Annotated in this window: 11 protein-coding genes and 1 pseudogene; 7 read left to right on the top strand and 5 right to left on the bottom strand. The window is 43.6% G+C overall.

What is annotated here, in order from left to right:
- Nucleotides 1–121: 121 nt before the first annotated feature.
- A complete protein-coding gene (locus NG833_RS19305) occupies nucleotides 122–589 on the bottom strand; it encodes a hypothetical protein (RefSeq protein WP_254566901.1) in 468 nt (155 codons plus the stop codon).
- 312 nt (nucleotides 590–901) lie between these two features.
- Here NG833_RS19305 and NG833_RS19300 point away from each other — a divergent pair, with 312 nt between their 5' ends.
- A complete protein-coding gene (locus NG833_RS19300; RefSeq protein ID WP_254566900.1) occupies nucleotides 902–3,280 on the top strand; it encodes an adenylate/guanylate cyclase domain-containing protein in 2,379 nt (792 codons plus the stop codon).
- A gap of 85 nt (nucleotides 3,281–3,365) precedes the next feature.
- Entirely contained in the window at nucleotides 3,366–4,379 is a 1,014-nt protein-coding gene (locus NG833_RS19295) for an ABC transporter substrate-binding protein (protein ID WP_254566899.1), read from the top strand.
- A gap of 65 nt (nucleotides 4,380–4,444) precedes the next feature.
- Here the strand turns inward: NG833_RS19295 and NG833_RS19290 are convergent, their stop codons facing one another.
- Nucleotides 4,445–5,089: a Uma2 family endonuclease gene (locus tag NG833_RS19290; protein WP_254566898.1), complete on the bottom strand. Its 645-nt coding sequence runs from the start codon at nucleotides 5,087–5,089 to the stop codon at nucleotides 4,445–4,447.
- Between the two features lie 157 nt (nucleotides 5,090–5,246).
- Between NG833_RS19290 and NG833_RS19285 the strand changes: the two genes are divergently transcribed.
- Together NG833_RS19285 and NG833_RS19280 are read left to right on the top strand one after the other, a co-directional pair.
- Nucleotides 5,247–5,513 (top strand): DUF4258 domain-containing protein, encoded by a 267-nt coding sequence (locus tag NG833_RS19285; protein WP_254566897.1) that lies wholly within the window; start codon nucleotides 5,247–5,249, stop codon nucleotides 5,511–5,513.
- A 12-nt stretch (nucleotides 5,514–5,525) separates the two neighbouring features.
- Nucleotides 5,526–5,762, top strand: a complete 237-nt coding sequence (locus tag NG833_RS19280; protein WP_254566896.1) for a DUF2283 domain-containing protein — start codon at nucleotides 5,526–5,528, stop codon at nucleotides 5,760–5,762.
- 104 nt (nucleotides 5,763–5,866) lie between these two features.
- Here NG833_RS19280 and NG833_RS19275 read toward each other — a convergent pair whose 3' ends face one another.
- Nucleotides 5,867–8,524: a hypothetical protein gene (locus NG833_RS19275; RefSeq protein ID WP_254566895.1), complete on the bottom strand. Its 2,658-nt coding sequence runs from the start codon at nucleotides 8,522–8,524 to the stop codon at nucleotides 5,867–5,869.
- A 458-nt stretch (nucleotides 8,525–8,982) separates the two neighbouring features.
- On the opposite strand from NG833_RS19275, the gene NG833_RS19270 reads away from it, so the two are divergent.
- Nucleotides 8,983–10,374 carry an AAA family ATPase gene (locus NG833_RS19270; RefSeq protein WP_254566894.1) on the top strand — a complete coding sequence of 464 codons (1,392 nt, stop codon included), beginning with the start codon at nucleotides 8,983–8,985 and terminating at the stop codon, nucleotides 10,372–10,374.
- Nucleotides 10,375–10,539: 165 nt separating this feature from the next.
- On the opposite strand, the gene NG833_RS19265 is transcribed toward NG833_RS19270, so the two are convergent.
- Nucleotides 10,540–11,367, bottom strand: a complete 828-nt coding sequence (locus tag NG833_RS19265; RefSeq protein ID WP_254566893.1) for an ABC transporter permease — start codon at nucleotides 11,365–11,367, stop codon at nucleotides 10,540–10,542.
- A 311-nt stretch (nucleotides 11,368–11,678) separates the two neighbouring features.
- Here NG833_RS19265 and NG833_RS19260 point away from each other — a divergent pair, with 311 nt between their 5' ends.
- Nucleotides 11,679–12,467 (top strand): ABC transporter ATP-binding protein, encoded by a 789-nt coding sequence (locus NG833_RS19260; RefSeq protein ID WP_254566892.1) that lies wholly within the window; start codon nucleotides 11,679–11,681, stop codon nucleotides 12,465–12,467.
- Nucleotides 12,468–12,497: 30 nt separating this feature from the next.
- On the opposite strand, the gene queG is transcribed toward NG833_RS19260, so the two are convergent.
- Nucleotides 12,498–13,427 (bottom strand): tRNA epoxyqueuosine(34) reductase QueG, encoded by a 930-nt coding sequence (queG, locus tag NG833_RS19255; protein WP_254566902.1) that lies wholly within the window; start codon nucleotides 13,425–13,427, stop codon nucleotides 12,498–12,500.
- Nucleotides 13,428–13,529: 102 nt separating this feature from the next.
- Here queG and NG833_RS19250 point away from each other — a divergent pair.
- A pseudogene (locus tag NG833_RS19250) lies at nucleotides 13,530–13,768 on the top strand (hypothetical protein); the annotation flags it as partial.

Here is a 13,768-nt window from a genome sequence, read left to right as displayed (position 1 = left end):
GCAATGCTTGCGCCCTCCGGAGGGCGCAAGCATTGCGCCCCTACAGATACCTTCCTTTCAGTTGAAAGTTTGAAGGATTTATATTTTGCAATCCCCTAAATGCACCTGATTTCAACTCATTTTATTTTAAGGGACGTAACGTCGTCGGATCTTCTGGAATCGGTATAATAAACCGACTGTTAGCGCGTACAAAACAATTCCCATCCTCAATAGAGACAGGAATCCAAGGTTTGCCCCGCTTATCCAACAAGACAATTTGATTAGCATTATTTCCCGTCACCGCCTGCAATAGTTCCCCTCGGTCAAAACGTCTCACAACCGACCACTCGGAAATTTCATGGTGATTATTTAGGCGTAACGAATCCGGGACCTCCAAACTATCCAGATAAACCCCTTGAAATTCTCGTGCCATGCGACAATTTAGCCCATTCGGATCCGCGTCACTTACCTGCCAATTAAACTGACGAGTCCCGCGCCGTCCCGGAAACAGATAATCGCCATCTGCATTCGTAGCTGGAACGGCTAAACTCGGACCACAAACCAAAACCACACTCGCCACAGCAATGGATAGACCCTTAATCAGTTTCATGTTGATTAATCCTCATTTCTACCCTAGTTTTAGCATCTTTTTTCCAGGTTGACGACAAAAAATCCCTCTTCAACTGGGGAAATAGCAAACTCCCAAAAATGGGAAGTTGTAGTCTGGTCTTTTACTCCAGTGACTCCGACCGAACTTAACAACTTCCCCTTGTTTTCGGCAGATTAATTCAACGTCAGATCCGGTGAAGATCATCCCTGGCAAATCCACAAGTTTGGGGAACATTTCCATAAATTGGCCTAGGCAGACTAAAATATAGCCAATCTACCCATAGGGATCCATTTAGAACCAGGAAGAAATTTCATGGAGAACGGCGTACCCCCGGAGTTGAGAGGACATCGCACCCTTGCTGCTGTTGTGTTTACGGATGGGGTCAGCTTTAGCGCCCGAATGTCCGTGGCGGAAGAACAGACCCTAGAATTGATTCACCGGGACTTAAAACTGATGAGCGATCTGTGTGGGCGCTTTGAGGGTCATGTCCTCAAATCCACCGGAGATGGCTTGTTGATGTATTTTACCAGTGCGCTGGCTGCGGTGACTTGTGCGATCGCCATTCAAAAAGCTCTCGCTGAGGCGGCAGAGGGATTGTCTCCCCAGGATATGTTAACCCATCGAATAGGCATTCATTTGGGGGATGTTTTTTTCAGTGAAGATGATGTCATGGGGAATGGGGTGAATATTGCAGCGCGACTGCAAACCCTCGCAGTTCCTGGGGGCATTTGTCTGTCTCAAACGGTTTATGATGTAGTGAAAACTAGCATTCCGCTAACGGCGACTTATCTAGGGCCGAGGGAGTTAAAAAATATTACGGAAGCGGTGCCGGTTTATCAAATTTTACTGACACCCTTGGCGGGTTCTCTCCCTCAAAATTCCCTGCCGACAGGTGCGAAAAGTCGTCAAGACTATCGCGATCGCCAAATTTTGCTCAACAAGGTCAAAAACTACTGGATTAAGGGAGTTTTAGAGACCTCGTTGCATGATAAAGCCTTGATAGAATTGGGCCTAGAAGAACGTCTCAATGCCGTCGATCGCCCCTGGGGTCTGGAATGGGAATCTCCCGAAGTGGACCGCCAACCTTTACCCCTGGGTACGCGCATTTTAGACCAATTCAAATCTCTGGGTGCAGGTCGCACGTTATTAATTTTAGGGGACCCAGGTTCGGGTAAAACCACGACGCTGTTAGAACTAACTCGGGACCTGATTGCCACCGCTGAACAGGATTTTTATCATCTTATTCCGGTGGTGTTTAATTTATCCTCTTGGGCAGGAGGAAAGCAGGCGATCGCAGATTGGTTGGTGCAAGAACTCTATACGAAATATCAAGTTTCTAAAGAAATTGGGCGGGATTTGATTACCCATCAAAACCTCTTACTCATGCTAGATGGCTTAGATGAAGTCAATAGTGCTAACCGCGAAGCCTGTGTAAATGCCTTAAACCAGTTTCATCAAGATTTCGGCCAAACTGAAATTGTCATTTGTTGCCGGATTAAAGATTATGAATCCTTAAACACCCGCCTGCGATTTCAAGGGGCAATTTACCTCCAACCCCTGAACTTTCAGCAAATTCAAACCTATTTGGAAGGCGTTGGCGACTCCCTCGCACCCTTGCGCCATGCCCTGAATCAGGATACCCAGTTACAGCAACTCGCCCAGTCTCCCCTAATTTTGAATATTATGGCGATCGCCTATCGGGGAATGCCACTTAATGCCTTACCCCAACCCAACTCATCGGACGCTCATCAGCATCTTTTTAACACCTATATTGACCGAATGTTTCAGCGGAAACTTTCATCTCCTTCTTACTCCAAATCTCAAGCCATGACTTGGCTAATTTGGCTGGCGAAACGGATGTCCTCTGAGTCACAAACCGTTTTTCTAATTGAACGAATGCAGCCCCAATGGTTACCCAATCGATGGACTACTCTCCTTTATAAAATCGCCATCCTAGGCGCTTATTTTATCCTGTGCGGGTCCATCTTGCAATACTTTTTATCCGGCAAAAAACTGCTCCTTTGCCTCCTCATTGGGGCCGGATTATATTGGAGCATTTTCGGACTCAAATCTATTCAACCCTTGGAAAGCCTCAAATGGTCCTGGAAGCGCGCAAAAATTTACCTACCTGCCGGATTAATAGGCGGCCCAATTTTCGGGATTTTTATCAAACTTATTTATGAACTCATTGCTAATCCTTTACATTGGCAAATTTTTACAGCAGCATCGATTGACTTTAGCAAAGATATCATCCTGCGGGGGTTAGTCTTTGGCTTAAGCCTTGGGGTCCTGTTGGGATTAATTCGCGGATGGACGGGGCCCGGAATTGACCAAATCACAATTCCTAATCAAAGTATTCGGCAGTCGGCTAAAAACTCCCTAATTTTTGGAATCATGGGAATTAGCGTGATGAGTCCCGCTGCCATGTCAATCGGCTGGAATCCTTTATTTTGGGGCAGTTTTGGCCTGATTTTTGGCATGGCTGCTGGCGGTGGAGAAGCCTGTTTAAAACACTTGATTTTGCGAATCATGCTCTATACTCAGGGATATATTCCCTGGAACTATGCCCGTTTTTTAGATTGGGCAACCGAACGCATTTTTTTACAACGAGTCGGTGGAGGTTACATCTTCATTCATCGTCTCCTATTAGAACATTTTGCCTCCCTAAACTTCCCCTCAACTAAAAAATAAGGGTGCAAAAGTTTTAGTCAAAACCCTGACAAGGCACTTAGATTAGCGATACAATACAATCGCGTTTATCCTAATTCCTCAACCCATGACTCAACGTTGGACTCGTCGTCAAACTCTGTGGATGCTAGTTGGTGCCGCTGGGGGTCTTGCCTTACACGCTTGCACTCCTCCAACGAATAACCAATCCCCTGCCCTAGGTTTATTTACCTGGGTGGGTTCTACTCCCCTTTATATTGCCCAATCTAAAGGCTTTTTTCAAAACCGGGGCTTAAATTTAGATATTAAAGTCTTTAATGCCAATACTGATGCCAATACGGCTTTTATTTCTCGGCGGTTAGATGCGGTTTCTCCCGTGGGATCGGAAGCGGTAACTTTAGCCGCAGCAGGCAAGGCATTTAAAATTGTTTTAGTCCAAGATACTTCTGTCGGGGCAGATGGCATTTTAGCCCGCCGTAGTATTACCAGTTTAGCTGATTTTCGCGGTCAACAAATTGCTGTGGAAGAAGGCAGCGTCAGTCATTTTTTCCTGTTGCAAGTGTTGAATACTGTGGGTTTAGGGGCAGAAGATTTTACCTTAATTAATGCGCCACCGGCTGAAGCAGCAGCAGCTTATCAATCGGGAAATATTCCCATTGCTGTCACTTATGCGCCCTTTTTACAACAAGCCAATACTGCCCAACCCGATGGGCGAATTATTTATGATTCTTCCCAAATGCCGACGGCAATTAATGACCTTTATGTGTTTGATGCGGACTATGCCAGTCGCCATCCTGAAATGGTAGAAGCCTTTGTTGCCGGAGTTTTGGAAGGATTGGCATTTCTGGAAGCGAATCCCGAGGAAGGGGTGGCGATCGCCTCGACTCCATTAGGCATTCCAGCAGATGAATTACAAGCAGGATTGCAAGGGGTACGTCTTCCTGATTTAGATGCCAATATCGAAATGCTGGCGAATCCTGAGAGTGAGCTCTATTTATTAAATACCCTGAATTCCCTCGCCCAATTCTTACAATCTCGAAATCAAATCCAACAAGTTCCTGATTTAACTTCGTTCATTGACCCCAAATTTGTGCTCTCCCTGCGAGACAAACAATCCAGCTAAGATAATTTGGGGATGACTGCCTATTTTGATTTGCTTCATCCCCTCACCGGCGAGTCAGCAATTCTCTAACTTGCCAATTGCGATCGCACCCACTGCCGGAATTCCCGCAATCGAGCATTTTCTCCTTTCTCCGAGTCTAACTGCATAAACCGCGCCAATTCTTTCACCGGAAACGAACCAAACGCTAAACTCTGTTCTGATTCTACATACCCTGTCTCAGTCAAACAATAAAGGCTGAGTTTCCCCTGCTGCCAACGCCATACCTCTGGAACTTTTAGTTCTGCATAAATATCCATTTGATTCACAGAGGAATGGGTTGTGTCAATTTCAATGGCTAAATCAGGCGGGGGATCTCCGGCTAAATTAATCTTTAATTTCCCGCGAATTGCCGGTTCATTTTGAATATAAAAACATTCATCGGCTTCTTTGCCAACTGCCTTGGGTTGCGATCGCCAGGTTGTAGATTTCAACCCGCAAATTTCCATCTCCAGTTCCTCCGATAGCGCCGTAATCAAACGTCCCAAAGTCCAGCTATAGCATTCACGTTCCTGTAACGGCGTCCTCAGTTCTAACGTTCCCTTGTAGTAATTCATGCGCGGCGTCGGATGTTCTGCAAAAATAGTCAGCAGTTGTTCGTACATCTCCCAACTGACGCCATATAATACCAGATAGGAACCGACTTCTGGTGGGGTAACTAGGGTTTGAGTCATATAGCAAATTTAGGGGCGATCGGGTGGTTGCCAGGTTCGTTTTGCACTCTCCTATTGTATCCGATGTTTGAGGAGGCGATCGCGATCGGGACAAAACCGAACGAGACACCCCCCTGTTTTGTTAAAATACACCCAAAGATAACAACCCAGAGACAAGATGGAAAAGCCTATCTACTTTTCAAACCATGCCCGACAGCAAATGTTCCTAAGAGGTGCTGAGGAAGAGGAAGTCATTGTAGCGATTCGGTCCGGGAACTGGCAACCTGCTAAAAATGGGAAGTTGCATTCTCGTCTTCAATTCGGCTATAATAAGGATTCTCCCATAAATCAACAGTTTTATCTTTATAAAGCTGTTGATGCTATTTTTAAAGAAGGACTGGAGCAAATAGTCGTCATTACGGTTAAAGTTTACTATTTCAATTAAACAGAGGAAACCATGAAAATTTATTACGATTCGGAAGTTGACGCGCTCTATATCGAACTGTTGCCTTTAGCACCAGCAACTGCAGAAACACGAGAACTCTCAGAAGAAATTATTGCCAATTATAGTCCCGATGGAAAGCTTGCTGGATTAGAAGTTTTGGATGCTTCCCTTGTTCTAGGCGAACAATTGCAAGAAATTATCATAGAAAATGCAGCCGGTAAAGTGCTGCATCGAATGGCTATTTTATAGCAAAAATATGGGTTGATTTACCTAAAAAATGGTCATTTTTTGGCTATATATTAGGAGCCTAAATAACCTAAACCTATATTTTCTAGGTTATATAAGGTTCTAAATTAATAATCAATTATAATTGATAAAGTCACGGTATCGCTGGACCATTGAACATTTCCAGAACCTCCTGTTCCACCTCTCAAACCGTGGGTGTCCCATCGGGCACTTAAATTAACCGGAGGTTCATTTAAACCTAATACTCCTATTTTTATTGGCTTGTGGGTCATGTTTTTATATGTAGCACGGAGTCCTGGAGGTACGCATTGAGGCTCAATTTGTACCCCCCATATTCGGGTTGGCTTATCACTACATTGAACACGAACTTCTTTAACTAAATTTCTCGAAGAATAACTCTTCAGTGATAGCGGCAGTTTATAAGGGACAAAGGTTTCTATAAGATTAAAATTGTTAAGAGCATCTATTTTTACTCCATCTGGGCGATTTTTCCAATTATCCCGAGCCTCCCAGGGAACAGTTGCTCTATATATGCTGCTTTTACTATTAGGGAGCAACAAATCAGGAAGAACTCCGGGAATTGGAAAATGAACCTCAACTGCATTATTAGAGTAATTGGTGACTGTAATGGCTGAAATTCCTCCTTGGTTAGAAGAATAGCATGAAACTTCTATGATGACATCAAGCTCTTGATAACGCTTCCGGACTGAAGTGTTAGGACTACAATCTAGCTCCATGTCGCGAGATGCAGATGGTAATGTTTTAGTTCTAGAAGGATATGATTCTGTGATTTGAGATACCGTAAAACTTCCATAATACAATCCTTCCTCGTTTTCATGTTGCAAATACAAACCTAAAATCCAAATTCTATTTAAAGCAACTAATCTTTCAAAAAAATCGATTTGTTGAGCGAAATCCTTACCTCTTGATTTAACGGCTTCTACACTTAAGCCTTGAAATGTAAGCAAAGGAGAAATCAATTTAGTAACCAGCCGTTCGTCAAAGGTAAGTTTGCCATTTTTATTGGTAGTTAAATCACTTGCAGCAAGTTCGGGTACCGCCCTAAATAGAAGATTAGCTAATATCTTTAAATTCTCAGGTCCAGTTAAGCATTCTGCTAAAGCGTTGTAAATTGACAAAATAGAACTTTTGTCTTTTTTGCTTTCTAGTGTTATTCTACAACTCACCCCTAATTGAGAAAAATCTTTTGTAGTGTCAACTATTTCTTTAAAAAGCTCATCACTGCCTAACCCAGAAAACATAGTTAAGGAGTCAGTTATTAATAAAAGCATATTAATGTCAAACGCTTGAAGGGTATTAATATCAAACCCCGTCCTCGGTCTAAGAGCATAACCGCCTGAAATTAGTACATTATAAGTTCCTTCAGCCCAACTTTGACCATTTTCTGGAGTCAAAGGTATCTCGACGTTATTTTGTCCAGAAAGCGTTTTTATCGTATTTCCATCCCACGTTCCTAAATTTGCCGGATAAATTATCTTTTTGCTCACTACAACACCCTCTTGTGTCCAATCCTTATGAGCAGGATAGACTAGAACTTGTTGTGCTAGTAGAGAAGTTCCTACTATTTTTATACCACTTGACTCTACTTTGAGTTCTAAGCCATGCCAACGAGGCCACTGTGTACCGGGGAATAAACCATCATTACTAAATTGATTGTTAAGTGAATATTCCAGCCAGGATGATTCCGGTTGTAAATTTTGTGCCTGGACAGGGGGAATTAGAGTGTTGAGTGGAGTTGCGATTAATTTCTTCAAAGAAAATAGCTTCTCTTCCCCTCTTTTCTTATTATAAGAATTAGGAGGGGCTTCTATAAGTCTGGGTTCCCCAATTTCAGCACCGTTAAAAAATTTATTTATAAAAACCTTAAAAGATTCAGCACTTTCCAAGCTAGTAAATGATGCGACTTGGATTGATAAATTGCCAGTTGATTCCCTCCTTAGCTGATAGGAATCTTCGCAAAAGTTAGATTTTATTTTTTGTAAATTAGCTTCGGTATAATCAACAAAAACAGGATAAAAATTTAGAGGATATGCCTCTGAATTAACAGGTAAATTATCTCCACAAGATTCTTTGGGGAAATCTTGTGTTTTAAATAAATTTTCTGATTTTTTTGATACATCCTCTAGTGGAGATGGAGCGGTAGAGCTATTTGGAGTAATAGCTTGTTGTTCACCAACAAGTAATCCCTGATTTTCTGCAACTCTAATTGCAATTTGCGTTGCCAAATCAACAATACTGTCTTCTAAAATAGAGGTGCTATTTGATAGTAGTATGACTAGCTCGGCAAAATCTTCATCTTCTGTTATTTTTTGAAAAACAGATTTTTTATTTTCCGGTGGCAATCCTAAAAACAAAGGATTAATAAAAACTAATGCTCTAGCAGTAGAATAAAAACTTAAATCAGGATTTTCATTAATTTCCGGAACATAAAAATCAATGAGTTTAATTTGATCGTCAAAAGAAGCGACTACTATTTCTGGATTGGACAAAGCATTTGCTTCGGGATTTTCGTTAATAAAAAAATTTACTTTTTGAGACTCCGAGCGAAGTCTCTTAGAATCCCAAAATGTAATGACTTCCCCTGATTTTAAATTAGAGTATCCCTTGGGAATACTAGAAATTTTAATTTCTAAACCTGTGGGATTTATCCAAGCACAACTAGACAAGGGAAGGAGTGTTAAAGCTAAAAGAGCTATTTTTTGTGAATTAATCCAAAAATTTTTCTGCCCAAAATCAAAAATCATAATTTTCTTGCCTCTGTTTACAACAAAAAAATAGACAATCCTGTAATCCAAGGTAGCATTTGTTGAAAAGTTATCAAGTTTACACTGAGAACAAACCAGTAACTCTCGTATGAGATACATACAATCTGACTTTTGTCAAGGAAACCCCGGAAGTCTGTAACCCTCATTCACTCGTAGGGCCTCTCAAAAACTCAATTAAAAATGAGAGAACCGTAAGTTGATATCAACTGAACCTAGGTTAAGTTGGTGATTGGTTGATTTTTGGCTAAAGATCCGAAGTTTATGCTGATTCTGCGTTAGGAAAAGAAAACTATAGTGCCTGATTTAACTATAAGCTCTGATCTCGCTTCCGCCAAGTCGGAAAAATGGTGGATTTTCTCAGACAACGGGATCGGAAATGTTGGAAATGTCGGAAAGATCGGATATAATAGGCCAAACCCTAGTACCTTCGTTGAATTATGGACATCACGGAAGTGTTGAATCTGGCGGATGAGCTGGTTTTTGCTCAGACGGGAAAGCATCTGGATTATCTACAAGAGGCAATACTCCAAGGAACGGTAGAGGGTCAGACTTACTCGAAAATTGCAGAAGAGACTTATGCGAGTGAGGGGTATGTGCGAGATGTGGGTTCGGACCTCTGGAAAATTCTCTCGGAAGGGCTGGGGAAAGAAGTTAGTAAAGCGAATTTTAGAGCCTTATTAAACAGAAGTAAATTTTATCATGTTTCATCAGCTAAAGGAGAAAATTTTGTAGGGATTAATAACGTTAATATTTGTCGAGAACCTACCCGATCGCCGACTCAAGCGCAACAACCCCAGGCAACTCCCACCGAACTCCATCTCGACTTAGGCAACGCACCGGAACTCTTCAATTTTTACGGACGAACTCAGGAACTCGCCACACTCGATCGCTGGATTATTCAGGAACGATGCCGTTTGATTGCACTCCTCGGACTCAATGGCATCGGTAAAACAACCCTAGCACTCCGTTTGATTGATGAGCTTAAATCTCAGTTTGATTATGTCATTTATCGCAGTCTGCGGTATTGTCCTTCTCTGAGTACAACTCTGACTAATTTACGGGTTGCTTTTTCTCCAGATTCTGAGGTTCCTAATACCCTGGAAACTCAACTAACTGACTTAATTGCTCATCTGCGTCAGTTTCGCTGTTTGATTGTTCTGGATGATGTGCAGATGTTGTTTGGTGGGGGTAAACTGGCGGGTCAATATCAATCGGGGTATGAAGACTATCAGGATTGCTTCAAGGCGATCGCCCAAGTCAATCATCAGAGTTGTATGATGCTGCTGAGTTGGGAAAAACCCCTGATGGTTTCTACCCTAGAAAGCGAAAATTTGCCGATTCGCTCTTTTCTTGTGGGAAGTTTAGGAACATCCGCCACCGGGATTTTAAGGGATAACAAGTTATTGGATGAACCCAATTGGGATGAATTGATTAATCTTTATCAAGGCAACCCCTTATGGTTAGTACAAACTGCCGGGTTAATTCGTGAAGTTTTTGCGGGTCGAGTCTCGGATTTTTTAGCTTATAAAACGGTAATTTTATGTGAACCCTTGCAAGAGGATTTAGCTTATCAGTTTCATCGCTTAACGGCTCAAGAAGTGGCAGTCATGGGACAACTTTCTCAGGAAGCAGAACCCGTTTGTTTAGCGCAACTCTTGCACCTGACTCAATTCTCTCCGAATGACTGTTTTAAGCTGATTCAATCCCTGAGTCGGCGGTTTTTTGTGGAGTCTCAGGAACAGGAAGGGGTCAGGAGGTTCTTTCTTAATCCGGTGTTGAAGGAGGCTGTCAAAAATTGGATGGCTTCGGAAACTGGCGATCGCCTCTAGGAAACTGGAACTCTCCCCTCTCCCCAAACACAGGGGATGAGGGTCAATTTTTAACCCATTCATCCCCTAACCTTCAAGTTTAATAGACCTCTTGCAAAATAACGGAGAGATCCCCCCAACCCCCCTTAAGAACGCCAATCGGCAAGAGAGAATTTTGCAAGAAGTTTAATGTTGAGAATGTTCAGCCCAGGGGGTGACTCGTTTGGATAGGGTTTTAAAGGCTAAATCTAGGAGTAAGCCGATCGCCCCAATTACCACAATCGTCACTAAGACGCGATCGGTTTGTACAAACCGTTGCGCCCGGGCTATTCTAAACCCTAACCCGCGATCGGATGCAATTAATTCAGAAATCACTAAGAAATTCCAAGCCCCTGCTATATTCACCCGCAAAGTATCTAAAATACTGGGCACCGATGCGGGTAAAATCACTCGCCATAAAATATGCCATCGGTTTGCACCTAGGGTATAAGCCGCATTTAACAGTTCATTGGGAATAAACTTGACCGCATCGGCAATCATGATGGCATTATAAAAGACAATCCCTAAAAAAATAATCACAATTTTGGCACTTTCTCCCAGTCCAAACCAGACAATAATTAGGGGAATAAATGCTGCCACGGGCATATATCGGACTGTTCCCACAATCGGGCTAAATAAACTATCCATGCTGTAAAAGGTTCCCATTGCAATGCCGATGGGAATGCCAACGGCAGCAGCAGCAAAAAATCCGGCAGCGACGCGCAGGAAACTGGCAACTACATCCCCCCATAAGTTCTCTTGGGCAAACATTTGAATGCCTGCACTAAAGACAGCGGTGGGAGTGGGCAATAGCATCGGTGAAATCCATCCGCCATAGCTTAAAATAGACCAAACTACCAGGGGAATCCCTAGGGCGCTGATGGCTAACAAAATCCGGAGTCGGTAAGGAAATCCTTGCCGAATGCTCCAAAATATGGAAGGCTTAAGATAGGGTTTAGGCGATCGCGGCTTCATCTTTCAGTCTCTCGTCGCAATGAATCCCGTCTACTGTATCGCAGTTGCCATCCCGATGATGGCGATCGCCCAAGGGTTATAATAACTTTACAATTGCGGCGCGCCAACTTTTTTTTAAAAAAATGTGCCGCAGCTTGATTTTTGTGATAATATATATGATAATGAGAGTGGTGGCTAAAATTTTAAAACAAGCACCACTCTCATTATCTCATATAATAGCACGAACTGCTAGCTTTGCAACCCCAACCTCAAAAAAAAATCGCGCCGCGCCCCAAAATTTTATTTTAAATAACCAAACTGCAATTAATCAAATGAACCAAGCCGCCCCCGAACTGGATTCCCCCAAACTCGAAGTCAAAGGACTCTATAAAACCTTCGATCGCCTGGTGGTATTAGAGAATATCAACATCCACCTTAAAGCCAATGAGTTTGTCTGTATCGTCGGGGCATCCGGCTGTGGAAAATCTACCCTATTAAACATCATAGCAGGACTAGCAACCCCCACATCCGGGACCGTGCTAATTGATGGAGAAACCGTCTTAGGACCCGGGTGCGATCGCGGCATGATTTTCCAGAACTACTCCTTATTTCCCTGGCTAACCGTTAGCGATAATATTGGATTTGGGCTATCCCTCAAAGGCATCACCAAAGCAGAACGACAGGAGAGAATTCACTACTATTTAGAAGTCGTCGGATTGAAAAAATTTAGCAATGCCTACCCCAAACAACTCTCCGGAGGAATGAAACAAAGAGTTGCGATCGCCCGCGCCTTAGCCAACGAACCCGAAGTTTTACTCATGGATGAACCCTTTGGAGCCTTAGATGCCCAAACCAAAGAACAGATGCAACAATTCATGATAGAACTCTGGTCAAAAACCCAGACTACTATCCTCATGATAACCCACGACCTCGAAGAAGGAATCTACCTCTCCCAACGCATTTATATCATGAGTGCCAATCCCGGACAAATCAAACAAGAACAAACCATCTCCCTACCCCCCTCGCGCACCTTAGACACCAAACTCACCCCAAAATTCATAGAAATCAAACGCCACCTCATTCAAACCCTCCGCGAAAATCCCCTCAGTGAAAATCCGTGAAATCAGTGGTTACCTCCCCTCTTAATCCTCCTAATCCTCCCCTAAATTCGCCCTAGCATTCCGCCTCCACATCTCCGGTTTAATCCGACGCAACGCCGACGCCCGAAACCTTCTGTCCCACTCCTCCTCAGAAATATCCGCTAACTCTGCCAGAGTCGGTGAAACATTCTCAGGATAGGGTTGAAACTCAGCCACATCCGTAGGTTGGGCAAAGCGTTGATTCCAGGGACAAACATCCTGACAAATATCACAACCGGCAACCCAACGGTTTAAGTGAGGTTTAATAGAGTCGGGCAAGGTTTCCGAACGGTTTTCAATGGTATGATAGGCGATGCACCGATTAGCATCGACAACAAAGGGTTGAGCGATCGCCCCCGTAGGACAAGCCTGGATACAACGGGTACAAGTGCCGCAATGGGAAGTATGGGGAGAGTCAGGGGTTAAGGATAAATTCGTGAGAACTTCTCCCAGAAAAATCCAGGAACCATACTGTCGAGAAATCACATTGCCATTTTTAGCAATCCAACCGATTCCCGCCCGTTGTGCTAACACTTTGTCCGGGACCGGGCCGGTATCGGCATAATAGCGGGCTTGGATGTCTGGGTTGTGCCCTTGTAGCCATAAAGTGAGAGCTTTGAGCTTTTTATGCATGATTTTATGATAGTCCCGTCCCCAGCCATAGCGAGAGATTTTGGCATAACTGGGGTCTTCAGGATGTTGATGTTCGGTGTAGTAGTTGAGGGCGACACAGATTGCGGATTGGACATCGGGCATGACTTGGCGGATATCCTGGCGTCTGGGATTGTTCATCCAATCCATTTCAGCCTGATAGCCTTGGGCTAACCACTGTTGTAAGGCGGCAACAGGGGCGGGGTCTGGGGGGTCGATCGCCGCGATGCCGACTTGATGAAATCCCAATTCTTGGGCTTTGGCTTTAATTTGGGCGGGGGTGGGGTTCATGGCTGGATTTCTGGGTGGGTGAATGCGAGTTCTGGCGGGGCGATCGGCTGGAATGAAGACAGTCACCGTGGTTGGGGACTCTCATTACTCTAGGTTAAGACAGTGATTGGTAATTCTGATTGTCGAGGGGTTGTTATTTGTAAAGAAATGTTACATAATGGGAGGCAAGAAGGAAAAGCAGAAGCGAAAAGCAATCCGCTTAGGGAACTCCAAAAAATAAAATCTCCAAAACGTTCGTTCGTAGTCACTGCTCAACGGAGTAGCCCCGTCAATGTAGGGGCGTATTGCATACGCCCTGGGGCGCAAGCATTTACTCCGACAGATACCTTTCTTTCAGTTGA

It is taken from the genome of Oscillatoria sp. HE19RPO, assembly GCF_024220515.1.
Classification (GTDB): Bacteria; Cyanobacteriota; Cyanobacteriia; order Cyanobacteriales; family Laspinemataceae; genus Laspinema.
This window is presented reverse-complemented; position numbering and strand designations above follow the sequence as displayed.

Bases quoted from the DNA above. Each gene is read 5' to 3' on its own strand.
- NG833_RS19270 (WP_254566894.1), top strand. From the start codon at position 8,983: ATGGACATCACGGAAGTGTTGAATCTGGCGGATGAGCTGGTTTTTGCT.
- NG833_RS19290 (WP_254566898.1), bottom strand. From the start codon at position 5,089: ATGACTCAAACCCTAGTTACCCCACCAGAAGTCGGTTCCTATCTGGTA.
- NG833_RS19285 (WP_254566897.1), top strand. From the start codon at position 5,247: ATGGAAAAGCCTATCTACTTTTCAAACCATGCCCGACAGCAAATGTTC.
- NG833_RS19295 (WP_254566899.1), top strand. From the start codon at position 3,366: ATGACTCAACGTTGGACTCGTCGTCAAACTCTGTGGATGCTAGTTGGT.
- NG833_RS19260 (WP_254566892.1), top strand. From the start codon at position 11,679: ATGAACCAAGCCGCCCCCGAACTGGATTCCCCCAAACTCGAAGTCAAA.
- NG833_RS19275 (WP_254566895.1), bottom strand. From the start codon at position 8,524: ATGATTTTTGATTTTGGGCAGAAAAATTTTTGGATTAATTCACAAAAA.
- NG833_RS19300 (WP_254566900.1), top strand. From the start codon at position 902: ATGGAGAACGGCGTACCCCCGGAGTTGAGAGGACATCGCACCCTTGCT.
- NG833_RS19280 (WP_254566896.1), top strand. From the start codon at position 5,526: ATGAAAATTTATTACGATTCGGAAGTTGACGCGCTCTATATCGAACTG.
- NG833_RS19305 (WP_254566901.1), bottom strand. From the start codon at position 589: ATGAAACTGATTAAGGGTCTATCCATTGCTGTGGCGAGTGTGGTTTTG.
- NG833_RS19265 (WP_254566893.1), bottom strand. From the start codon at position 11,367: ATGAAGCCGCGATCGCCTAAACCCTATCTTAAGCCTTCCATATTTTGG.
- queG (WP_254566902.1), bottom strand. From the start codon at position 13,427: ATGAACCCCACCCCCGCCCAAATTAAAGCCAAAGCCCAAGAATTGGGA.